This is a genomic window from Pseudomonas sp. PDM09, from assembly GCF_014852305.1.
In the GTDB taxonomy this organism is placed as follows: Bacteria; Pseudomonadota; Gammaproteobacteria; order Pseudomonadales; family Pseudomonadaceae; genus Aquipseudomonas.
Map to the genome: position 1 here is coordinate 234,486 of NZ_JACVBI010000012.1, position 22,393 is coordinate 256,878.

Annotated in this window: 20 protein-coding genes; 5 read left to right on the top strand and 15 right to left on the bottom strand. The window is 58.2% G+C overall.

The features are described from left to right. Positions 1 to 7: 7 nt before the first annotated feature. Positions 8 to 1,918, bottom strand: coding sequence for an ATP-dependent zinc metalloprotease FtsH (gene ftsH, locus IB250_RS25990; protein ID WP_192346331.1), 1,911 nt, complete (start codon positions 1,916 to 1,918; stop codon positions 8 to 10). Between the two features lie 202 nt (positions 1,919 to 2,120). Further along, the gene (gene rlmE / locus IB250_RS25995; protein ID WP_192346333.1) at positions 2,121 to 2,750 is read right to left on the bottom strand and encodes a 23S rRNA (uridine(2552)-2'-O)-methyltransferase RlmE; all 630 of its coding nucleotides are present in this window, start codon (positions 2,748 to 2,750) and stop codon (positions 2,121 to 2,123) included. Between the two features lie 101 nt (positions 2,751 to 2,851). Between rlmE and IB250_RS26000 the strand changes: the two genes are divergently transcribed. Beyond that, a complete protein-coding gene (locus IB250_RS26000) occupies positions 2,852 to 3,160 on the top strand; it encodes a YhbY family RNA-binding protein (protein ID WP_192346335.1) in 309 nt (102 codons plus the stop codon). 9 nt (positions 3,161 to 3,169) lie between these two features. Here IB250_RS26000 and IB250_RS26005 read toward each other — a convergent pair whose 3' ends face one another. The 8 genes from IB250_RS26005 to grpE all read right to left on the bottom strand — a co-directional run bounded on the left by IB250_RS26005 (position 3,170) and on the right by grpE (position 13,634). Next, a complete protein-coding gene (locus tag IB250_RS26005) occupies positions 3,170 to 3,574 on the bottom strand; it encodes an MFS transporter (protein ID WP_192346337.1) in 405 nt (134 codons plus the stop codon). Between the two features lie 28 nt (positions 3,575 to 3,602). Beyond that, complete coding sequence (gene greA / locus IB250_RS26010) at positions 3,603 to 4,079, bottom strand: transcription elongation factor GreA (RefSeq protein WP_007942892.1); 477 nt, start codon at positions 4,077 to 4,079, stop codon at positions 3,603 to 3,605. Further along, the gene (gene carB, locus IB250_RS26015; protein WP_192346339.1) at positions 4,076 to 7,297 is read right to left on the bottom strand and encodes a carbamoyl-phosphate synthase large subunit; all 3,222 of its coding nucleotides are present in this window, start codon (positions 7,295 to 7,297) and stop codon (positions 4,076 to 4,078) included. Before carB ends, greA begins: the two co-directional genes overlap by 4 nt. A 117-nt stretch (positions 7,298 to 7,414) precedes the next feature. Then, entirely contained in the window at positions 7,415 to 8,551 is a 1,137-nt protein-coding gene (carA, locus tag IB250_RS26020; protein ID WP_192346341.1) for a glutamine-hydrolyzing carbamoyl-phosphate synthase small subunit, read from the bottom strand. A gap of 259 nt (positions 8,552 to 8,810) precedes the next feature. Further along, positions 8,811 to 9,617: a 4-hydroxy-tetrahydrodipicolinate reductase gene (dapB, locus tag IB250_RS26025; protein ID WP_008067200.1), complete on the bottom strand. Its 807-nt coding sequence runs from the start codon at positions 9,615 to 9,617 to the stop codon at positions 8,811 to 8,813. A gap of 9 nt (positions 9,618 to 9,626) precedes the next feature. Continuing rightward, positions 9,627 to 10,751 (bottom strand): molecular chaperone DnaJ, encoded by a 1,125-nt coding sequence (dnaJ, locus tag IB250_RS26030; protein WP_008067198.1) that lies wholly within the window; start codon positions 10,749 to 10,751, stop codon positions 9,627 to 9,629. Positions 10,752 to 11,048: 297 nt separating this feature from the next. Beyond that, positions 11,049 to 12,965: a molecular chaperone DnaK gene (gene dnaK, locus IB250_RS26035; RefSeq protein ID WP_007900530.1), complete on the bottom strand. Its 1,917-nt coding sequence runs from the start codon at positions 12,963 to 12,965 to the stop codon at positions 11,049 to 11,051. A 102-nt stretch (positions 12,966 to 13,067) separates the two neighbouring features. Further along, a complete protein-coding gene (gene grpE / locus IB250_RS26040; protein ID WP_007900531.1) occupies positions 13,068 to 13,634 on the bottom strand; it encodes a nucleotide exchange factor GrpE in 567 nt (188 codons plus the stop codon). A gap of 240 nt (positions 13,635 to 13,874) precedes the next feature. Here grpE and recN point away from each other — a divergent pair, with 240 nt between their 5' ends. Next, on the top strand, positions 13,875 to 15,548 hold the full coding sequence (gene recN, locus IB250_RS26045) for a DNA repair protein RecN (protein WP_008067195.1): 1,674 nt from the start codon (positions 13,875 to 13,877) through the stop codon (positions 15,546 to 15,548). 75 nt (positions 15,549 to 15,623) lie between these two features. Here the strand turns inward: recN and fur are convergent, their stop codons facing one another. Further along, positions 15,624 to 16,028, bottom strand: a complete 405-nt coding sequence (fur, locus tag IB250_RS26050) for a ferric iron uptake transcriptional regulator (protein WP_003197684.1) — start codon at positions 16,026 to 16,028, stop codon at positions 15,624 to 15,626. 97 nt (positions 16,029 to 16,125) lie between these two features. On the opposite strand from fur, the gene IB250_RS26055 reads away from it, so the two are divergent. Beyond that, positions 16,126 to 16,653, top strand: a complete 528-nt coding sequence (locus tag IB250_RS26055; protein WP_007900538.1) for an outer membrane protein assembly factor BamE — start codon at positions 16,126 to 16,128, stop codon at positions 16,651 to 16,653. 61 nt (positions 16,654 to 16,714) lie between these two features. Here IB250_RS26055 and IB250_RS26060 read toward each other — a convergent pair whose 3' ends face one another. The 3 genes from IB250_RS26060 to IB250_RS26070 are packed head-to-tail and all read right to left on the bottom strand — an operon-like array spanning position 16,715 to position 18,867. Then, positions 16,715 to 17,029 carry an RnfH family protein gene (locus tag IB250_RS26060; RefSeq protein ID WP_192346343.1) on the bottom strand — a complete coding sequence of 105 codons (315 nt, stop codon included), beginning with the start codon at positions 17,027 to 17,029 and terminating at the stop codon, positions 16,715 to 16,717. Beyond that, positions 17,022 to 17,456, bottom strand: a complete 435-nt coding sequence (locus tag IB250_RS26065) for a type II toxin-antitoxin system RatA family toxin (protein ID WP_008067191.1) — start codon at positions 17,454 to 17,456, stop codon at positions 17,022 to 17,024. The genes IB250_RS26060 and IB250_RS26065 overlap by 8 nt, the downstream gene beginning before the upstream one ends. A gap of 7 nt (positions 17,457 to 17,463) precedes the next feature. After that, positions 17,464 to 18,867 carry a sodium-dependent transporter gene (locus tag IB250_RS26070; protein WP_192346346.1) on the bottom strand — a complete coding sequence of 468 codons (1,404 nt, stop codon included), beginning with the start codon at positions 18,865 to 18,867 and terminating at the stop codon, positions 17,464 to 17,466. 118 nt (positions 18,868 to 18,985) lie between these two features. Between IB250_RS26070 and smpB the strand changes: the two genes are divergently transcribed. Beyond that, complete coding sequence (gene smpB / locus IB250_RS26075) at positions 18,986 to 19,468, top strand: SsrA-binding protein SmpB (protein ID WP_007900551.1); 483 nt, start codon at positions 18,986 to 18,988, stop codon at positions 19,466 to 19,468. Positions 19,469 to 19,568: 100 nt separating this feature from the next. Here smpB and IB250_RS26080 read toward each other — a convergent pair whose 3' ends face one another. Then, positions 19,569 to 20,336: an FCD domain-containing protein gene (locus IB250_RS26080; protein ID WP_192346348.1), complete on the bottom strand. Its 768-nt coding sequence runs from the start codon at positions 20,334 to 20,336 to the stop codon at positions 19,569 to 19,571. A gap of 261 nt (positions 20,337 to 20,597) precedes the next feature. Here IB250_RS26080 and IB250_RS26085 point away from each other — a divergent pair, with 261 nt between their 5' ends. Next, positions 20,598 to 22,289: a lactate permease LctP family transporter gene (locus IB250_RS26085; RefSeq protein WP_192346350.1), complete on the top strand. Its 1,692-nt coding sequence runs from the start codon at positions 20,598 to 20,600 to the stop codon at positions 22,287 to 22,289. The last annotated feature ends 104 nt before the right edge of the window (positions 22,290 to 22,393 follow it).

Here is a 22,393-nt window from a genome sequence, read left to right on the forward strand (position 1 = left end):
TCAAACCTTATACGTCAGCAGCCGGGTCACCGATGGGTGTTTCCGGACGCCCATCCTGCACAGCCGGAGGCGTACCGGAAGTATCGCTGCTGCCAGACCAGTCGCGAGGTTCGCGAGGCGTACGACCCGCCATGATGTCATCGATCTGATCGGCATCGATCGTCTCGTACTTCATCAAGGCATCCGCCATGGCATCGAGCTTGTCACGGTTATCCGTAAGGATCTGCTTGGCCGTGCCGTAGCACTGGTCAATGATGCTGCGTACTTCGGAATCGATCAGCTTGGCTGTCTCGCCGGAGAAGCTGGCATGTTGACCGCCGCCGCCACGACCGAGGAACACTTCGCCCTCTTCTTCGGCGTACATCAACGGGCCGAGTTTTTCCGACAAGCCCCACTTGGTCACCATGTTCCGTGCGATCTGGCTGGCACGCATGATGTCGTTGGATGCTCCGGTTGTGACACCGTCGAAGCCCAGGGTCATTTCTTCAGCAATACGACCGCCGTACAGCGAGCAGATCTGGCTGATCAGCGCACGCTTGGACAGGCTGTAGCGATCTTCTTCCGGCAGGAACATGGTCACACCGAGCGCACGACCGCGCGGGATGATCGACACTTTGTAGACCGGGTCATGCTCAGGGACAACGCGACCGACGATAGCGTGGCCAGCTTCGTGATAAGCAGTGTTCTGCTTCTCTTTCTCAGACATGACCATGGATTTGCGCTCGGCACCCATCATGATCTTGTCTTTGGCCAGTTCGAACTCCTTCATCTCGACGATGCGCTTGCCGGCACGGGCTGCGAACAACGACGCCTCGTTTACCAGGTTGGCCAGGTCGGCACCGGAGAAACCAGGAGTACCACGCGCGATCACGGCCGGAGCGACGTCGTCACCCATTGGCACTTTGCGCATGTGGACCTTGAGAATCTGCTCGCGACCACGGATATCCGGCAGACCGACCACGACCTGACGGTCGAAACGGCCCGGACGCAGCAATGCAGGGTCCAGTACGTCGGGACGGTTGGTCGCTGCAATGACGATGATGCCGTCATTCATTTCGAAGCCGTCCATCTCTACCAGCAACTGGTTGAGTGTCTGTTCGCGCTCGTCGTGACCGCCGCCCATGCCGGCACCACGGTGGCGACCGACGGCGTCGATTTCATCGATGAAGATGATGCATGGCGCGTGCTTCTTCGCCTGCTCGAACATGTCACGAACACGACTGGCACCGACACCGACGAACATCTCGACGAAATCGGAACCGGAAATGGTGAAGAACGGCACTTTGGCTTCGCCGGCAATCGCCTTGGCGATCAAGGTTTTACCAGTACCAGGAGGACCGACCATCAGCACGCCACGAGGAATGCGACCGCCCAAACGCTGGAACTTGCCCGGATCACGCAGGAATTCGACCAGCTCGCCAACTTCTTCCTTGGCTTCGTCGCAACCGGCAACGTCAGCCAAAGTGGTTTTCACCTGATCTTCGGAGAGCAGGCGTGCCTTGCTCTTGCCGAAGCTCATCGGCCCGCCCTTGCCACCGGCACCGCCCTGCATCTGCCGCATGAAGAACATGAAGACAGCGATGATTACGAGGATCGGGAAGCTTGCGACCAGGAGTTGAGTCCAGATGCTTTGCTGCTCAGGCTGCTTGCCTTCGACTACCACGTGGTTATCCACGAGGTCGCCGATCAGGCCATTGTCCTGGATTGCCGGACGAATGGTCTTGAAGCTGTCGCCATCGTTGCGCTTGCCGGTAATCACGTAGCCATCAACCGCTACGCGCTCGACCTTGCCATCCTTGACCTGCTGGATGAAGTCGGAATAGTTGAGGGTCTGCGGCTCGTTAGGGCTGGAGAAGTTGTTCATCACCGTCACCAGGACAGCCGCGATGATCAACCACAGGATCAGATTCTTTGCCATATCGTTCAATTAACTACCCTCTGAAGCAAGCTCCGCTAATGGCGCGTGCTTCGCATGATATTCACCGGCCTAACTTACTACATTACCTACGGCTCTGGCAGGCGCCGTCTGTAACCCTTTGTGAAACACTTTCTACACAATATTCGCTAATGCTCACGGGACGAAATACGAAAAACCTATCGCCCCGCAAAAAAACCTCGATTTACTCACTACGGCCGCGGTAGCCCCAAGCCAGCATGTATTGCTCGCGGGAACTGCCACGGGAAGAGTCCGGCTTGATCATCTGGACCTTGTCGAATTTCTGACGAGCGTCCTTCACGTAAGCATCAAACCCTTCGCCCTGAAACACCTTGATCACGAAATTACCACCCGGCTTGAGTATCCGAGCCGCCAGATCAAGAGCCAGCTCACATAGAAACATGGCTTTTGGCATGTCCACCTCAGGCGTACCACTCATATTGGGGGCCATATCGGAAATCACAAGGTCCACCTGCGAATTACCCACGGCTTCAAGGATCTGAGCGAGCACTTCGTCCTGGGTGAAGTCACCCTGGATGAAAGTCACGTCCGGAATGCTGTCCATTTCCAGGATGTCCGAGGCGATCAGACGCCCCTGACCACCGATCAGCCGACTAGCGACCTGCGACCAGCCGCCGGGCGCCGCACCCAGGTCGACAACGCTCATACCCGGACGGATCAGCTTGTATTTCTCCTGGACCTCCAGAAGCTTGTAACTCGCACGCGAGCGGTAACCATCCTTCTGCGCCTGCTTCACATAGGGATCATTGACATGTCTTTTCAGCCAACCAAGGCTTGTCTTGGAACGCGCCATTGGGCACCTCGATGATAAGGGTCGTGATTAATTGGGCGGATCCACGAACCCTCGGGTAAAATGGCCGCCATTTTACAGAATCCAGACTAAAGGGTCAGATTATGCCGCTCACTCAAGAGCAGAAGAAACAGTACAAATCCATTGGCCACCATCTGAAACCAGTTTTGATTGTGGCTGACAACGGTTTGACTGAAGGTGTGTTAGCCGAACTTGAACGCGCTTTGGCGGATCACGAGCTGATCAAAATCAAGCTCAACATTCTCGATCGCGAATCGCGCCTGGCAGCCATTGCAGAACTCTGCAAGGCCGGCAAAGCCGATCTGGTTCAGGTCATCGGCAAGATGGCACTGGTTTACCGCAAGAACTTCAGCGTCAACAAGCAGCTGTCGAACGTCCATCGCTTCAAGTAATGACAAGGGTCAAGGGTGTGCTTCGCGCACCCTCACACTCCATCCCGGCACCGGTTGCATCACCAGCACCAGCCCGGAAAATCCCAGAACAAGATAGCTGAACAGCTGCCAATGCGCCGCCTGCGGCCAGCCGACGTGGACCGCGAAATACATCGCGCCCCCATACAGCGCCATCATCAGCAGTTGCCCACGAATATCGCGCCATAGACTGGCAAGGCCCTTGGCCTGAACCAGCACCAAAGCCTGAAAACTCACACACGCCGTGGCAAATCCCACCATCAGCGTATTCAGCATGCCTGCAATTTCGTCGATCAGCAGCGGTGCCAGGCCTATTCGCCCCAGCACCGGCAGCAGACCGATGTGCAACAGCCACAGGCCGCCAACCCACAACATTTGGGTCAGCTGCCAAAGCATGGCGCCCGCACGTAGCGGACGCCTTCTTTCAGAGGTGGCGAACTTCGACAATCTCGTACTCGATAACGCCGCCCGGCGTTTTCACGGCGACCACATCACCCTCTTCCTTGGCAATCAAGGCACGGGCCAGTGGCGAACCCACCGAAATCTTGCCGAGTTTGAAGTCAGCCTCATCCTCACCCACGATGTGGTAAGTGACGCGCTCATCAGTCTCGACGTTGGCGATTTCAACGGTGGTGCCGAAAATCACTTTGCCGGTGTGAGGAATGGTCGTGACATCGATGATGACCTGATTCTGAATCCGGCCTTCGATGTCACGAATCCGCGCCTCGACCATCCCCTGCTGCTCGCGAGCAGCGTGGTATTCGGCGTTTTCCTTCAAGTCACCCAACTCGCGGGCCGTACCGATGTCCTGGCTGAGCTTCGGACGGACGACCTTGGTCAGGTGAGCGTGTTCTTCTTCCAGGGCTTTCGCGCCCTGGACGGTCATTGGGTATTTGATCATGCCTTCAATCCTGCGTGTAAATCCTGCAAGCGGCGCACGGTCTTCTCGGGACCGAACTTCAACGCTTCGCAGATAGCTTCGCCAGCAGCAATGGTAGTGGTGCAGTAGATCTTGTGCTGCAAGGCATTACGACGAATGGAATAGGAATCGGCGATCGACTGGCGACCTTCGGTGGTGTTGATGATCAGGGTGACTTCGTCATTCTTGATCATGTCGACCACGTGCGGACGACCCTCGGTCACCTTGTTCACACGACGCACTTTCAGGCCTGCGGCTTCGATCAGCCTGGCAGTACCGGCAGTGGCGACCACTTCGAAGCCCAAGTTGATCAGATCACGGGCCACGCCTGCAACCAGTGGCTTGTCATCGTCACGCACGCTGATGAACGCGGTACCGCCAGTCGGCAGCACTTCGCTGGCGCCCATCTGGGCTTTGGCAAAGGCTTCGCCGAAGGTGTCGCCCACGCCCATCACTTCACCGGTGGACTTCATCTCTGGGCCCAGGATCGGGTCCACGCCTGGGAATTTGGCGAATGGGAACACCGCCTCTTTCACGCTGTAGAAGTTCGGGATGATTTCTTTGGTGAAGCCGATTTCCTTCAGGGTTTTACCAGCCATCACGCGAGCCGCGATCATTGCCAGAGAAACACCGATGCACTTGGACACGAACGGCACGGTACGGGAAGCGCGCGGGTTGACTTCGATGACGTAGATGTCTTCGCCTTGCAGTGCCAACTGAACGTTCATCAGGCCGACAACGCCCAGTTCCAGGGCCATTTTCTTGACCTGTTCGCGCATCTCGTCCTGGATGTGAGCGGGCAGCGAGTACGGCGGCAGGGAGCACGCGGAGTCACCGGAGTGAACGCCGGCCTGCTCGATGTGCTGCATGATCGCGCCGATCACCACGTCGGTGCCGTCGCAGACTGCATCCACGTCCATTTCGATCGCGCAGTTGAGGAAGTGATCGAGCAGCACCGGGCTGTCGTTGGACACTTTCACCGCATCACGCAGGTAGCGCTTGAGTTCTTCTTCTTCGTAGACGATTTCCATCGCACGGCCGCCCAGTACGTAGGACGGACGAACCACCAGCGGGTAACCGATCTTGGCCGCGGCACGAATTGCTTCGTCTTCGCTGCGCACGGTGGCGTTTGGCGGCTGACGCAGGTTCAGACGCTCAACCATTTGCTGGAAGCGCTCACGGTCTTCGGCACGGTCGATGGCGTCAGGGCTGGTGCCGATGATTGGCACGCCGGCTTCTTCCAGGGCACGCGCCAGTTTCAACGGAGTCTGGCCGCCGTACTGGACGATCACGCCTTTCGGCTTCTCGACGCGGACGATTTCCAGTACGTCTTCCAGGGTCACTGGTTCGAAGTACAGGCGATCGGAGGTGTCGTAGTCGGTGGAAACGGTTTCCGGGTTGCAGTTGACCATGATGGTCTCGTAACCGTCTTCGCGCAGGGCCAGTGCCGCGTGTACACAGCAATAGTCGAACTCGATGCCCTGGCCGATACGGTTTGGACCGCCGCCGAGGATCATGATCTTGTCGCGACCCGACGGCGCGGCTTCGCACTCTTCCTCGTACGTCGAGTAGAGGTAAGCGGTGTCGGTGGCGAACTCGGCCGCGCAGGTGTCAACGCGCTTGTAGACCGGGAAGATTTCCAGCTTGTGACGGTGACGACGCAGAGCCTTCTCGGTCACGCCCAGCAGCTTGGCCAAACGCATGTCGGAGAAACCTTTGCGCTTGAGGCGGAACATCACGTCGTGGTCGATGCTGGCCAGACCCAGGGTCTTGACTTTCTCTTCTTCCTTGATCAGATCTTCGATCTGCACCAGGAACCACGGGTCGATCATGTTCATGCCGAAAATATCTTCGACCGACAGGCCGGCGCGGAACGCGTCAGCGACGTACCAGATACGCTCGGCGCCCGGCACGGTCAGTTCGCGCTTGAGGATGCTCATGCTTTCCGGGGTGCTCAGGTCGAGCTTCTCGTCCAGGCCGCAAACGCCCACTTCCAGACCGCGCAGGGCTTTCTGCAGGGATTCCTGGAAGGTCCGGCCGATGGCCATGACTTCACCGACCGACTTCATTTGAGTGGTCAGGCGTGCGTCGGCTTTCGGGAACTTCTCAAAGGCGAAACGTGGCAGCTTGGTGACGACGTAGTCGATGGACGGCTCGAAGGACGCCGGGGTCTTGCCACCGGTGATGTCGTTCGACAGCTCGTCGAGGGTGTAACCGACAGCCAGTTTTGCCGCGACCTTGGCGATCGGGAAACCAGTGGCTTTCGAGGCCAGGGCCGAGGAACGGGATACCCGCGGGTTCATCTCGATGACAACCATGCGGCCGGTGTTCGGGCAGATGCCGAACTGGACGTTGGAACCGCCAGTCTCGACGCCGATCTCGCGCAGAACCGCCAGGGAGGCGTTACGCAGGATCTGATATTCCTTGTCGGTCAGAGTCTGTGCTGGCGCAACAGTGATCGAGTCACCGGTGTGCACGCCCATCGGGTCGAAGTTTTCGATGGAGCAGACGATGATGCAGTTGTCCTTCTTATCGCGGACAACCTCCATCTCGTATTCTTTCCAGCCGATCAGCGATTCGTCGATCAGCAGCTCTTTGGTCGGCGACAGGTCCAGACCGCGGGCGCAGATTTCTTCGAACTCTTCACGGTTGTAAGCGATACCGCCACCGGTGCCGCCCATGGTGAAGGACGGACGAATGATGCACGGGAAGCCGAGACGTTCGAGAACCGCGTTGGCCTCTTCCATGCTGTGGGCGATACCCGAACGCGGACAGTCCAGACCGATGGATTTCATCGCCTTGTCGAAGCGCGAACGGTCTTCGGCCTTGTCGATGGTGTCAGCGTTGGCGCCGATCATTTCTACGCCGAACTTCTCCAGAACGCCTTCACGCTCCAGGTCCAGGGCGCAGTTCAGAGCGGTTTGGCCGCCCATGGTCGGCAGCAGTGCGTCCGGACGCTCTTTCTCGATGATCTTGGCAACGGTCTGCCACTTGATCGGTTCGATGTAGGTGGCGTCGGCCATGGCCGGGTCGGTCATGATGGTCGCCGGGTTGGAGTTCACCAGGATGACGCGGTAACCCTCCTCGCGCAGGGCTTTACAGGCCTGGGCGCCGGAGTAGTCGAATTCGCAGGCCTGGCCGATCACGATCGGGCCAGCGCCGAGAATCAGGATGCTTTTAATGTCTGTACGTTTTGGCATGGGTTGTCACTCAAATCCGCAGGTCAGTCGGCAAGCCGTCTTGTTCAATCTCTGAAGCCTTGAGGGGGCCACCGGTTTCGGGACCGCCCTCAGGCTTCGCTACATCAGGGCGAGCGATTAGCGTCGCTTGGCCATTTCGTTGATGAAGCGATCAAACAGTGGCGCTACGTCGTTCGGGCCAGGGCTGGCTTCAGGGTGACCCTGGAAGCTGAAGGCGCTCTTGTCGGTACGCTCGATGCCTTGCAGGGTGCCGTCGAACAGCGATTTGTGGATCGCCCGAACGTTGCCTGGCAGGGTCGCTTCGTCTACCGCAAAACCGTGGTTCTGGCTGGTGATCATCACCACACCGCTGTCCAGATCCTGGACCGGGTGGTTGGCACCGTGGTGGCCATGGCCCATTTTCAGGGTCTTGGCGCCGGAGGCCAGAGCCAACAGCTGGTGGCCAAGGCAGATGCCGAACACCGGAATCTCGGTTTCCAGCACGTCCTTGATTGCCTGGATCGCGTAGTCGCATGGCTCAGGGTCGCCCGGGCCGTTGGACAGGAACACGCCGTCCGGTTTCAGTGCCAATGCTTCGGCGGCTGGAGTCTGCGCAGGCACCACGGTTACGCGGCAGCCGCGCTCGACCAGCATGCGCAGGATATTGACCTTGACGCCATAGTCGTAGGCAACCACGTGGTACGGCAGATCGGAAGCGTCGATGGTCGCGTGGCTGTCGGTTTTCAAGTCCCAGACAGTCGAGCGCCACTCGTACTTCTCTTTGGTGCTGACGACTTTCGCCAGGTCCATGCCTTTGAGGCCAGGGAAACCCTGAGCGGCGGCGATGGCGGCTTCTTCGGAAATGTTGTCACCGGCCATGATGCAGCCGTTCTGCGCGCCTTTCTCACGCAGGATGCGTGTCAGGCGGCGAGTGTCGATACCGGCGATTGCCACCACATTGTTGGCTTTCAGGTAGTCGGACAGAGACATCGTGTTGCGCCAGTTGCTCGCAACCAGTGGCAGGTCACGGATGACCAGGCCAGCGGACCAGACGCGATCGGACTCGGCGTCTTCCGGCGTGGTGCCGGTATTGCCGATGTGCGGGTAAGTCAGGGTAACGATCTGTTGGGCGTAGGAAGGATCGGTAAGGATTTCCTGATAGCCGGTCATTGCGGTGTTGAACACCACCTCACCAACGGTTTGACCGTCGGCTCCAATGGCTTCGCCGCGAAAAATGCTGCCATCAGCAAGGGCGAGTATGGCTGGCTTAGTCAAGAAGACCTCCCGTAAATAAAGCCTGAAAGGGCGATCGCAGGTTGTAAAAAAGCGGAGTGACGTATGGACACGTCACCCCGCTTCTTCACCGAATTATTCTGCGCGCTTTTAGTGGACACACTAAAGCTGTAGCTTACAGAAAAAGGCATTTTTGGTCTACCGCCAATGAGCCCTAAAGGCCGGAGAATGCGACAGGACGTCGCCAGGCGGAATAAAACCGGGTCCAAACGCTGAGTTTGAACCCGATTTCGGGCACATCTTACCGCAGGTCGAGCACATCTTGCATGTCGTAAAGGCCTGGTTCACGACCGTCCAGCCACAACGCAGCACGTACCGCGCCCTTGGCGAAGGTCATGCGACTGGATGCTTTGTGAGTGATTTCCAGTCGCTCGCCTTCACAGGCGAACAGCACCGTATGATCACCGACCACATCACCACCGCGAACAGTCGCGAAGCCGATCGTTTCACGCTCACGCACACCGGTGTGACCTTCACGACCATAGACCGCGACCTTCTGCAGATCACGATCCAGCGCACTGGCGATCACTTCGCCCATGCGCAGAGCCGTGCCTGAAGGGGCGTCGATCTTGTGCCTATGATGGGCCTCGATGATTTCGATGTCAGCCTCATCGCCCAGCACACGAGCTGCCATGTCGAGCAGCTTCAGCGACAGGTTTACACCAACACTGAAATTGGCCGCGAACACAATCGCAATATCCTTGCTCGCCTCGGCCAGCAACTGCTTCTGCGCCGCGTCCAGCCCCGTGGTGCCGATCACCATGGACTTGCCCGCTTTACGGCAGAACTCCAGGTTTTTCAGCATCACTTCCGGGAGCGTGAAGTCGATCAACACATCGAACTCATCGGCCACCGCATCCAGCTTGCCGGACAGCGGCACACCGATTCGCCCCAGCGATGCCAGCTCACCGGCATCCACGCCAATCAGTGTACTGCCGGGGCGCACTATGGCTGCTGTCAGGCCGGTCAGCGGCGCGCGTTGCTGCACCGCTTCGACCAGAATCTTACCCATGCGCCCGGCAGCGCCCATCACAGCTATACGTCGCATGCCGACTCCTTACAAATCGCCGAAGAAGCGCTTCACGCCTTCGAACCAACCGGTGGTTTTCGGCGAATGACTGTTGTCACCCGCCAGGGAGCTGCGCAACTCCTCCAGCAATTCGCGCTGACGACGACCCAGGTTGACCGGGGTTTCGACCGCCACGCGGCACATCAGGTCACCCGCACCGCCACCACGAACCGGCGCGACGCCTTTGCCGCGAACACGGAACTGCTTACCGGTCTGAGTCCCTTCCGGAATCTTCAGCTTGACCCGACCATCAAGGGTCGGAATCTCCAGTTCGCCGCCCAGCGCTGCATCGACGAAGCTGATTGGCACTTCGCAGAACAGATGCTTGCCGTCACGCTGGAAGATCGCGTGCTCGCGCACGTTGATTACCACGTACAGGTCGCCGGTCGGACCACCCTGCGCACCCGCCTCGCCTTCACCAGACAAGCGAATACGGTCGCCAGTATCGACACCGGCCGGCACTTTCACCGACAGGGTCTTGTACTCTTCGACACGACCTTCGCCGCGGCAGGAATCGCACGGATCGGAAATGATCTTGCCTTGGCCATGGCAGCGTGGGCAGGTCTGCTGCACCGAGAAGAAGCCCTGCTGCATGCGTACCTGACCGATACCGCCGCACGTCGGGCACGTGATCGGCGAGGAGCCTTTCTTGGCGCCCGAGCCATCGCACGGCTTGCAGTTGACCAATGTCGGAACACGGATATTCACGGTCGTGCCGCGCACCGCTTCTTCCAGATTCAGCTCCAGGGTGTAACGCAGATCGCTGCCGCGCTGAGCGCCGCCACGAGCACCGCCGCGACCGCCACCGAAGAAGTCACTGAAGACATCGCCAAAGATGTCGGAGAAATTCTGACCGCCAAACCCGGCACCGCCGCCACCCATGCTCGGGTCGACACCGGCATGACCGTATTGATCATAGGCCGCGCGCTTGCTGGAATCGGACAGCACTTCGTAGGCCTCGTTGGCCTCCTTGAACATATCTTCCGACGCTTTGTCATCGGGATTACGGTCCGGGTGATGCTTCATCGCCAGGCGACGGTAGGCCTTTTTCAGGTCCGCTTCGCTTGAACCACGCTCAACACCCAATACTTCGTAATAGTCACGCTTTGCCATAAGTCTTTGCACTCTTAAGGACGTTTGGCAAGCCTCTCCTGAGCCTCGCCAAACTCGTTGAGCCCCAATACAGGCCCGGACCCAACTCACGTCAATTCAACGATCCTGGTCTTTGATTCGATGCGGTACTTTCGACTCGAAAAGCAGGAGCATTTCCGGTCATACCGCCAACATCCGAGCGTTGTCGCATGCTGTAAAAATTCGCTAACTCCAGACACGCCAACGCGGGAGCAAGCTCCCGCGCGGCGACATCCTACCAGTCACCGCCTGAAGGCAGTCAACCGGGCGACCAACAACTTACTTGTGGTCTTTGACTTCTTCGAACTCGGCATCGACGACGTCGTCAGCTTTTTCAGCTTTTTCGTCGTGCGGTGCCGCGCCTTCAGCTGGCTGAGCCTGGTCGGCGTACATCTTCTGAGCCACTGGCGCGGAGACTTTGGAAAGCTCTTCAACCTTGGCTTCGATAGCGGCCTTGTCGTCGCCTTTGATGGCGGTTTCCAGGGCAACTACAGCGGCTTCGATTGCAGTCTTCTCTTCAGCGCTCACTTTATCGCCAGCATCAGCGACCATTTTGCGCGTCGAGTGAACCAGGGCATCGCCTTGGTTACGAGCGCTGGCCAGCTCTTCGAACTTGCGGTCTTCTTCAGCGTTCACTTCAGCATCGCGAACCATCTGCTGAATTTCTTCCTCGGACAGACCGGAGTTGGCCTTGATCACGATCGACTGAGTCTTGCCGGTAGCCTTGTCTTTCGCGCCGACGTGCAGAATGCCGTTGGCGTCGATGTCGAAGGTCACTTCGATTTGTGGCACGCCACGTGGTGCTGGTGGAATCTCGGCCAGGTCGAACTTGCCCAGGGACTTGTTCTGTGCGGCTTGCTTACGCTCACCTTGCAGGACGTGAATGGTCACTGCGCCCTGATTGTCGTCGGCAGTCGAGAACACTTGCGATTTCTTGGTAGGAATCGTGGTGTTTTTCTCGATCAGCGCGGTCATTACGCCGCCCATGGTTTCGATACCCAGAGTCAGCGGGCTGACGTCGAGCAGCAGAACGTCTTTCACGTCACCAGCCAATACCGCGCCCTGGATAGCAGCACCCATAGCAACAGCTTCGTCAGGGTTGACGTCTTTACGTGCTTCTTTACCGAAGAAATCGGTTACCAGCTTCTGAACCAGTGGCATACGGGTCTGACCGCCGACCAGGATCACGTCGTTGATCGAACCAACGTCGATACCGGCGTCTTTCATCGCGATGCGGCAAGGTTCGATGGTGCGCTGAACCAGGTCTTCAACCAGCGCTTCGAGCTTGGCGCGGGAGATTTTCACGTTCAAGTGCTTAGGACCGGTAGCGTCTGCAGTGATGTACGGCAGGTTCACGTCGGTCGACTGGCTCGAGGACAGTTCGATTTTGGCTTTCTCAGCGGCTTCTTTCAGGCGCTGCATGGCCAGCGGGTCACCCTTGAGGTTCATGCCGCTTTCTTTCTTGAACTCGTCAACGAGGTAGTCGATCAGACGAATGTCAAAGTCTTCACCACCCAGGAAAGTGTCACCGTTGGTGGCCAACACTTCGAACTGGTGCTCGCCATCAACTTCAGCGATTTCGATCACGGAAACGTCGAAAGTACCGCCGCCCAAGTCGTAAACGATCACGGTGTGATCGCCTTTGGCCTTGTCCATACCGTAGGCCAGTGCGGCTGCGGTTGGTTCGTTGATGATACGTTTAACGTCCAGACCCGCGATGCGGCCGGCGTCTTTGGTGGCTTGACGCTGGCTGTCGTTGAAGTAGGCCGGAACGGTGATCACCGCTTCGGTCACTGGCTCGCCGAGGTAGTCTTCGGCGGTTTTCTTCATTTTCTTCAGAATTTCAGCCGAAATTTGTGGCGGCGCCATTTTCTGGCCGTTCACTTCAACCCAGGCGTCGTTGTTGTCAGCCTTGACGATCTTGTAAGGGACCATCTGGATGTCTTTCTGTACGACTTCTTCGTCAAAACGACGACCGATCAGACGCTTCACCGCGTACAGGGTGTTATGCGGATTGGTCACCGCCTGACGCTTGGCCGACTGGCCAACCAGGATTTCACCGTCGTTGGCATAAGCGATGATCGACGGCGTGGTACGCGCGCCTTCAGCGTTTTCAATAACTTTGGCTTTGCCGTTTTCCAGCACGGAGACGCAGGAGTTGGTAGTCCCCAGGTCGATACCGATAATTTTGCCCATGTTCACTCTCCCGAAACTTTGGATTTGGATGCCGCAGTAGTGGTGGCTGACTGCGGTAGCACTTAAACGCTTGACTTCTAAATGGGGGCCTTGCGGCTAATTTCAAGCCTGCTCGTCAATCGAAGGCGAAACCGGTGCAGGTGCCTTGCTGACCACGACCATGGCCGGGCGCAGCAGGCGACCGTGAAGCTGGTAGCCCTTCTGAAACACCTTGAGCACGCTGTTTGGCTCGACGTCGGCGCTTTCCTGCATGGCCATTGCCTGGTGATGCGAGGCGTTGAAGGGTTCGCCTTCAGGATCGATCGCTTCCAGGTGATAACGTTTCAGGGTGTCCTGGAACATTTTCAGGGTCAGTTCGATCCCTTCGCGCATTGGACGAATGTTTTCGTCGTCAGGGTTGGACAGCTCCAGGCCGCGCTCCAGGCTGTCGATGATCGGCAGCAGGTCGCCAGCGAACTTTTCCAGGGCGAATTTGTGAGCCTTTTCAACGTCCTGCTCGGCACGGCGGCGGACGTTCTGCAGATCGGCGGCTACACGCAAAGCCTGATCCTGCGCACCAGCCAATTGCTCTTCGAGCACTTGTACACGAGCCGCCAGGTCTTCACCCGAAGCCTCGGGGCCCTGGTTGGCGTCTAGATTTTGCGTATCCACTGTCTGTTCGTCAGCCATAGATTTCTCCTTCCAATATCGTCCGCGAGCTCAACTCGCGCTTCTGCCCGGTATATGGGGCCGCAAAATTCAGCTTCAAGGGCTATTTGATGATTACCCCTACAAAAAACAGCTGCATTGTCATTCCTCATTGCGCTAAGGATTTTCGCAAATCAAGCAAATCGACCTAAGAGAGGGCATTGTCAGCCCGAAACAAAACACTGTATAAATAACCAGACCTAAAGCCTGGGAGCGGCCTTTATGCTGGTGCACCTGTCCGTACATAACTACGCCATCGTTGAACATCTCGATCTCGAACTCGATCGCGGGATGAGCGTGATCACAGGGGAAACCGGCGCCGGCAAGTCGATCATGCTCGACGCCCTGGGCCTGACCCTGGGCGATCGCGCCGACAGCGGCGTGGTCCGCCCGGGCGCCGACAAGGCCGATATCCTGGCCACCTTCGACCTGATCGACATCCCGGAAGCCAGCGCCTGGCTGGCCGAGCGCGACCTCGAGAACGACGGCCCGTGCATTCTGCGTCGAGTGATCACCGCTGAAGGGCGATCCCGCGGCTATATCAACGGCACCCCCTGCCCTCTCGGTGACTTGAAGGCCCTGGGCGAGTTGCTGATCGATATCCACAGCCAGCACGAACACCAATCCCTGCTCAAAACCGATACCCATCGCCGCCTGCTCGACGAATACGCCGGTGCCACAGACCTCGCCCGCCAGGTGCAACTGGCTGCCCAACGCTGGCGCCAGACCCGCCAGGAACTGGAACGCCTTTCCAACTCCGGCGACGAACAACGCGCCCGCCATCAATTGCTCAGCTACCAACTCGAAGAACTGGAAAACCTCGGCCTTGGCGAAACCGAGCTGGAGCAGCTGGAACAGGAACACAAGAACCTGACCAACGCCGAAACCCTGCTGGGCATTTGTCGGCAAGTGGTCGAACAATGCAGCGAAAGTGATTCCGGCAACGTACTGAACGCGCTCACCGCCAGCCTTAATCGCCTATCGAGCGTGAACAATTCGATCGGCGCCTTGGGCGAAGCCAGCAGCCTGCTGACCAGCGCGCAGATTCAGGTTGAAGAAGCCGTGGGCGAGCTCAACCGTTTCCTCGACAATTTCGACGCCGACCCGGCCCGCCTTCAATACCTGGAAGAACGCCTCGATGCCATCTACACCCTGGCGCGCAAACACCGCATCCAGCCGACCGAGGTCGCCGAGATGCAGCAGAAGCTACTCGATGAAATCGAAACCCTGAATGCCAACGACGAATCCATCGAACGCCTGAGCGATGAGCTGGCCTCCTACGCCCGCCATTACCAGGAGAAGGCCCGTGAGCTGAGCGATCTGCGACATCAAGCCTCAAGCAGCCTGGCCAGCGCCGTGGAACAGGAAATCCAGCGTTTGGGCATGCCCGGCGGCCGCTTCACCATCGAACTGCGCCCCAACAGCAGCGACGAACTGCTGCCCAATGGACTCGAACAAGTAGAACTGCTGGTAAGCGCCAACCCGGGGCAACCATTGAAAGCCCTGGCAAAAGTGGCGTCGGGTGGCGAACTGTCGCGTATCAGCCTGGCGATTCAGGTGATTACTGCACAGACTTCCCGCGTACCGACACTGGTGTTCGACGAAGTGGACGTGGGTATCGGCGGCCCGACCGCCGAGATTGTCGGCCAGTTGCTGCGACGCCTCGGGGAGCGTGGGCAGGTTCTGACCGTGACTCACTTGCCGCAAGTGGCGGCGCAGGGGCATCAACATCTATTTGTACACAAGGTCCGCGGTGAAGACGCCACGCATACAGCCGTCTCCAAACTGAGCAAGACCGATCGCGTTGAAGAAGTGGCACGGATGCTGGGCGGCATCGATCTCACCAAGGAATCACTGGCTCACGCGAAAAAGATGGTCGTTACCGCGAAAATTTAAGAACAGCAGAAAGCACGAAGGCGACCCTGGGGTCGCCTTCGTTCGTTTCGCGAACCTGAAGTTCGCGCGACATGCTTACTTTTTCTTGCGCACGTACAGTACAAGATTGTGATCAACCATCTCGAAGCCATACTTGTCGACGATTGCTTTCTGCAGCCGCTCGATTTCTTCGTCGAAGAATTCGATCACTTCACTGGTCTCGACGTTGACCATGTGGTCGTGATGCTTGCCGTCGTCCAGCTCGAAGACCGCATGGCCTCCGTCGAAGTTGTGCCGCACCACAAGGCCAGCTGCCTCGAACTGGGTCAGGACACGGTAAACCGTGGCCAGACCGACGTCCTCACCAGCCTCCATCAGCGCCTTGTAGACATCCTCGGCACTCATGTGGCGTTGCTCGGCAGAGTCGAGCATTTGCAGAATTTTGACCCGTGGAAGGGTCACTTTGAGGCCGGCTTTGCGTAGTTCGCTATTTTCAACCATGGTCAGCTTTCTCGCGATGCTGCTTCGCAGCTTCTCTTAATGCGGGTATGATCGGCGTTTACGTTGTCCCAGCCAAGATAGTGGAAGTCGCCCACCGATGCAAAACACCAAGCTCTTGCTAACCAGTTTCACCTTTGTGGGACTGCTCGCACTCGCCGGTTGTTCATTCCCCGGGGTTTACAAAATCGACATCCAGCAGGGCAATGTCGTCACGCAGGACATGATAGACCAGTTACGCCCGGGAATGACCCGCCGGCAAGTACGGTTTATCATGGGTAACCCTCTGCTGACCGACACGTTCCATGCCGATCGCTGGGATTATCTGTACAGCCTGCAACCGGGTGGCGGAGAACGCCAACAGGAACGCATTAGCGTTATCTTCAACCCAAATGACCAACTTGTCAGCCTCTCTGGCGATTTCATGCCAGGCGTGAGCCGCGACGAAGCCATTCTCGGCAAGGACAGCGACACTACCGTGACCGCGCCTGCCGAAAACGCCGAGAAGCCGAAGCCAGAAAAACCGGTCAAGCCTGGGTCGTTGCTGGATCAGATCCAGAAGGACGTGGACAACGTGGAAACCGTTCCAGTCCCGACGCCAGAACCGCTGGAAACCTCGCCGCAATAATTTGCGACGCAATAAAAAACCCGGCATGTCCGGGTTTTTTATCGCCTGGCGTTTAACCGGATCACTGATTCCGGGCTTTGGCCTCGGCCGCTTTGGCTGCACGCAACCGGCGAACCTCTTTTGGATCGGCGAGCAACGGTCGGTAAATCTCGAGGCGATCCCCCGCCTGAACCGGACGATTGGCCGGCTCAGCGATCACTTTGCCAAAGATCCCAACCGGACAACTGGCCAGATCCAGCTCAGGGAATTCGCTGTTCAGGCCGGATTTGAGCAACGCATCTCGCACTGTTGCACCCACCGGCACCGTTACGGTCAGCAATAGCTGACGATCAACAGCGGCATACACCACTTCAACCTTGATCACGGCCTCAACCATGCATCTGTTTCGCACGCTGGCAAAACGCGTCCATCAGCGTATTCGCCGCCTGATTGAACAAAGGCCCCAACGTCGCACGCACCAGCGGCCCCGAATAGTCGAATGACAAGTCCAGACTGATCTTGCAGGCCTTCTCGCCCAACGGCTTGAACACCCAGATGCCATGCAACTGGCTGAACGGACCTTCTTCGAGGTTCATCTCGATCGAATGCCCGGGCACCAGGGTGTTACGCGTCACGAAATGCTGACTAAGGCCGCCCTTGGCCACGCCGACGCTGGCGCGCATGAGCTCAGGAGTACTTTCCAGAACTTCGGCCGACGAGCACCACGGCAGGAATTCCGGATAGCGGGCCACGTCGTTGACCAGGTCATACAGCGCTTGTGCCGGATATGGCAGCAGGGCCGAACGTTGAATGTGTGTCGTCATGTCAGCGTTACTTCCACAGCTGGGCGGCAAACACTACAAGAATGCCGATGGGCGCCACATAGCGCATCAAGAACAGGGACAAGGCGAACAGCACCGGACGGCGGATCGACAATTCGTCGCGCACCGCTTCACGCCCCATCACCCAGCCCGCAAACACCACGAAACACAAACCACCGAGTGGCAACATGATCCGCGAGGTGAAGAAATCGATCACACCGAAGAAGTCCAGACCACCGGAGGCTCCCCATTGATAGAGGTGGAACATCCCGCCTTCGTTCACGAAAAACTTGGCTTGCTTCCAGATATTGAAGGAAAACACCGTGCCCAGACCGACGAACCAGCAGATGAATGCCAACCAGAAGGTAACCCAGGCACGACTGATCTTCGTGCGCTCAACCAGGTAAGCCACCATTGGCTCGAGCAGGGAAATCGCCGAACTCCAGGCCGCAATCGCTACCAGCACGAAGAACACTACGCCCATCAATTGGCCGAACGCTACGTTGCCAAAGGCAAATGGCAGGCTGACGAACATCAGGCCAGGGCCTTCGCTCGGGTTCAGGCCGGCAGCAAACACAATCGGAAACAATGCCAGACCGGCGACCAGAGAAACGAAAGTATCGAGCAGCGCCACACCGACAATGGTGCCGGAAATCGACGAGCTCTTCGGCATATAAGCACCGTAGATCATGATCGAACCGACGCCCACGCTCAGGGAGAAGAACGCGTGCCCCATGGCCGGCAGCAAGCCGTCGAGCACTTTTTCCGGATGGAAGTCGAACATGAAATGCACGCCCTCCATGAAGTGGCCGGTGGTCATGCTGTAGCCCAGCAGGACAATCACCATCACGAACAGCAGCGGCATCATGATTCGCAGGCTGCGCTCCAGCCCGGCGACCACGCCTTTGGCGATCACCACGGCGGAGAGGAGCATGAAAATCGTGTGCCAAAGTGTCAGGCGCCACGGGTCGGCGATCACATTGCCGAAGTAGGCGCCGACCTGATCAGGCGTCGCCCCCTGGAAGTCGCCACGCCCCATGTCGATGATGTAGTCCAGCGACCAGCCGCCGACCACACTGTAGAAAGACAGAATCAGCAACGCCGTGATCATCCCGGCAAACGCCCCCCAGGACCACTTCGCCGAATGCCCCGCTTCCAGCGCCAGGACCTTCAAGGCATTGGCCGGGCTCTGCCGTGCGCGCCGGCCGATCAGGGTTTCGGCCAGCATCACGGGCACACCGATAAGCGCGATACAGGCCAGGAACATCAGCACGAAGGCTCCGCCACCGTAGACGCCGACCATGTAAGGGAATTTCCAGATACTACCCAAACCCACGGCCGAACCGGTCGCGGCGAGTATGAAGACCCAGCGGCTAGCCCAACTGCCGTGGACAGAAACCTTGTCTGTCGACATCGTTATCACGCCCAAGCGTTCAAAAAAGAGGCCGCATTGTCCGGGATTCAATCAACCTGCTCAAGCACGTAGCGATACCGTAGCCGACTCGCTTGCAACTCCCTATAATGCCGCCCCTATGGCTAAACAGAAGAAACACCCAACAGGGACCATCGCGCAGAACAAAAAGGCGCGACACGATTACTTCATCGAGCATAAGTTCGAGGCTGGTCTGGTCCTGGCCGGCTGGGAAGTAAAAAGTTTGCGAGCAAGCAAGCTACAACTGGTTGACAGTTACGTGCTGCTCAAAGATGGCGAAGCCTGGTTGCTCGGCAGCCACATTACGCCGCTGATGACTGCCAGCACCCACGTCATCGCAGATCCGACCCGCACCCGGAAATTGCTGCTCAACCGGCGCGAGCTGGAAAAGCTGGCCGCTGCCGTGCAGCAAAAAGGTTACGCCTGCGTGTGCCTGTCCTGGTACTGGAGCAAGCACATGGTCAAGTGCGAGATCGCTCTGGGCAAGGGCAAGAAGGAATACGACAAGCGTGATACCGAACGCGAGCGCGACGCCGGTCGTGAGTTGCAGCGTGCGGTGCGCAACAAGGGCAAGGAAGATTAATTCCTCGCTCTGATCGTTCCCACGCTCTGCGTGGGAATACTGCGATGGACGCTCTGCGTTCGCTTTGTGACGCGGAGCGTCACGACATGCAACTAACTGATTACATCCCCTTGCGCCGCTCCGCCCGAGCCACGCGCTGCACTTCCTGACGCACCTCTTCCAGCACTTCCTGCACATACAGAATGTGTCGACTGGAAACCTCCCGCGCCTGCTCCGCCTTTCCTTCGATAATCGCCAGGTACAACTCCCGATGCTGCGCAATCAGCATGTCGCGGGTTTCGGAGCGCTGCTTGTACATGCCGCCAATGTTGGTCACCACGTTGCGCTTGAGCAGGTCGAACAGCCCACGGATGGTGTGTAACAACACTGCGTTATGACTGGCCTCGGCGATCGCCAGATGGAATTTCGCATCCGCCGCGCCCTCTTCCAGCCGACTCACTTCGTCATGACGCGAATAGCAGTCCTGCAACTCGTCGAATGCCGCCGTCAGCCGCTCGCGATCCAGGTCGGTGGCGCGCAATGCCGCGTAGTAAGCACAGGAGGCTTCCAGCGTATGACGAAACTCCAGCAAATCGCGCTGGGCCTCGGGGTTGCTTTCCAGCAGATGCAACAGCGGGTCACTGAACGTCGAGCCCAGGGATTCCACCACATAATTACCGCCGCCCTGACGACTGACCAGCAGCCCTTTGGCCGTCAGTTTCTGAATCGCTTCGCGCAACGAAGGGCGTGACACGCCGAACTGTTCGGCCAACGCACGCTCCACCGGCAGGCGCTCACCGGCCTTCAACGTGCCCTCGAGAATCATCCCTTCGAGTTGCTCGACAATATCGTCAGACAAACGGCGCTGCCGAATCTGATCAAACCCCATCACTCAATTCTCCACGATCCCGGCGGCTCGCCGGGCTCTCTATTCTGGCCTATTGGCGCTGCACCAGCACCACCAGACGACGTTTGATCGAACGGATCAGATGCATTCTGCACCGCTCATTCGACAAAAGTTTTAGGGCGGCAAATTGACACACCGCCTACAAGGCTTTTACCCTAGCCAACAGCGATTGTAAATTGGTATTACCAATTAACCAAGAACGCTGACCAGTGCCTGACCAACAACAATTAGGGGCCACCCCATATGCAAACCTGGCAACAGCTCTACAGCCCGCTCGGCAGTCTCGGCGTGTCCGCACTCGCGGCCGTCATCCCCATCGTATTTTTCTTCCTGGCTTTGGCCGTGTTCCGCCTCAAAGGCCACGTGGCCGGCAGCATCACCCTGGCGCTGTCGATTGCGGTGGCAATCTTCGCGTTCCAGATGCCGGTCGATATGGCCTTCGCGGCAGCCGGATATGGCTTCGCCTACGGCTTGTGGCCGATTGCGTGGATCATCGTGGCAGCGGTGTTCCTGTACAAACTGACGGTCAAGAGTGGCCAGTTCGAAGTGATCCGCAGCTCGGTGCTGTCGATCACTGACGACCAGCGCCTGCAAGTGCTGCTGATCGGCTTCTGCTTCGGCGCCTTCCTGGAAGGTGCCGCCGGTTTCGGCGCACCGGTCGCGATTACCGCCGCGCTGCTGGTAGGGCTGGGTTTCAACCCGCTATACGCCGCCGGCCTGTGCCTGATCGCCAACACCGCGCCGGTGGCTTTCGGCGCCTTGGGGATTCCGATCATCGTCGCCGGTCAAGTCACCGGCATCGACGCATTCAAGATCGGCGCCATGACCGGTCGCCAACTGCCATTGCTGTCACTGTTCGTGCCTTTCTGGCTAGTGTTCATGATGGACGGCCTGCGCGGCGTTCGGGAAACCTGGCCGGCGGCGCTGGTCGCTGGTTTAAGCTTTGCCATCACCCAATACTTCACCTCCAACTTCATTGGCCCGGAACTGCCGGACATCACTTCCGCGCTGGCCAGCCTGATTTCCCTGACGCTGTTCCTGAAAATCTGGCAGCCAAAACGCGCCGCCGGCCAACACATCGTCGGCGCCGTCTCGGCTTCCGTGGTGGCCAGCGCCGGTGGTTTCGGCCAACCGCGCACCACCGTGGCTTCGCCTTACAGCCTGGGGGAAATTTTCAAAGCCTGGTCGCCGTTCCTGATCCTCACCGTACTGGTCACCATCTGGACGCTGAAACCGTTCAAGGCGATGTTCGCTGCAGGTGGCTCGATGTATAGCTGGGTGTTCAACTTCGCGATTCCGCATCTGGATCAAATGGTGATCAAGGTCGCCCCGATCGTAACCGCCCCGACAGCGATTCCGGCGGTGTTCAAACTCGATCCGATTTCCGCGACCGGCACGGCGATTTTCTTCTCTGCGCTGATCTCAATGCTGGTATTGAAGATCAATCTAAAAACTGGTCTTACCACTTTTAAAGAGACCGTCTACGAACTGCGCTGGCCGATTTTGTCTATCGGTATGGTGTTGGCCTTCGCCTTCGTCACCAACTACTCGGGCATGTCGTCGACCATGGCTTTGGTACTGGCAGGTACGGGTGCGGCATTCCCGTTCTTCTCGCCATTCCTCGGCTGGCTCGGCGTGTTCCTGACCGGTTCCGATACATCGTCCAACGCACTGTTCAGTTCACTGCAAGCAACCACCGCGCACCAGATCGGCGTCAACGACACCTTGCTGGTGGCGGCGAATACCAGCGGCGGCGTGACCGGCAAGATGATTTCGCCACAATCGATCGCCGTGGCCTGCGCCGCGACCGGGTTGGTGGGCAAGGAATCGGATCTGTTCCGCTTCACCCTCAAGCACAGCCTATTCTTTGCAACGATCGTCGGCCTGATCACGTTGGCTCAGGCCTACTGGTTCACCGGCATGCTGGTGCACTAAGAACTACACGCGACACGGAAAAAACCGACGCCGGGTTACGCCCCCGGCGTCAGCTATTCACAACCGGGTCTGCAAGGCTGCTGAAAGCTTCCCTCTCTATATTC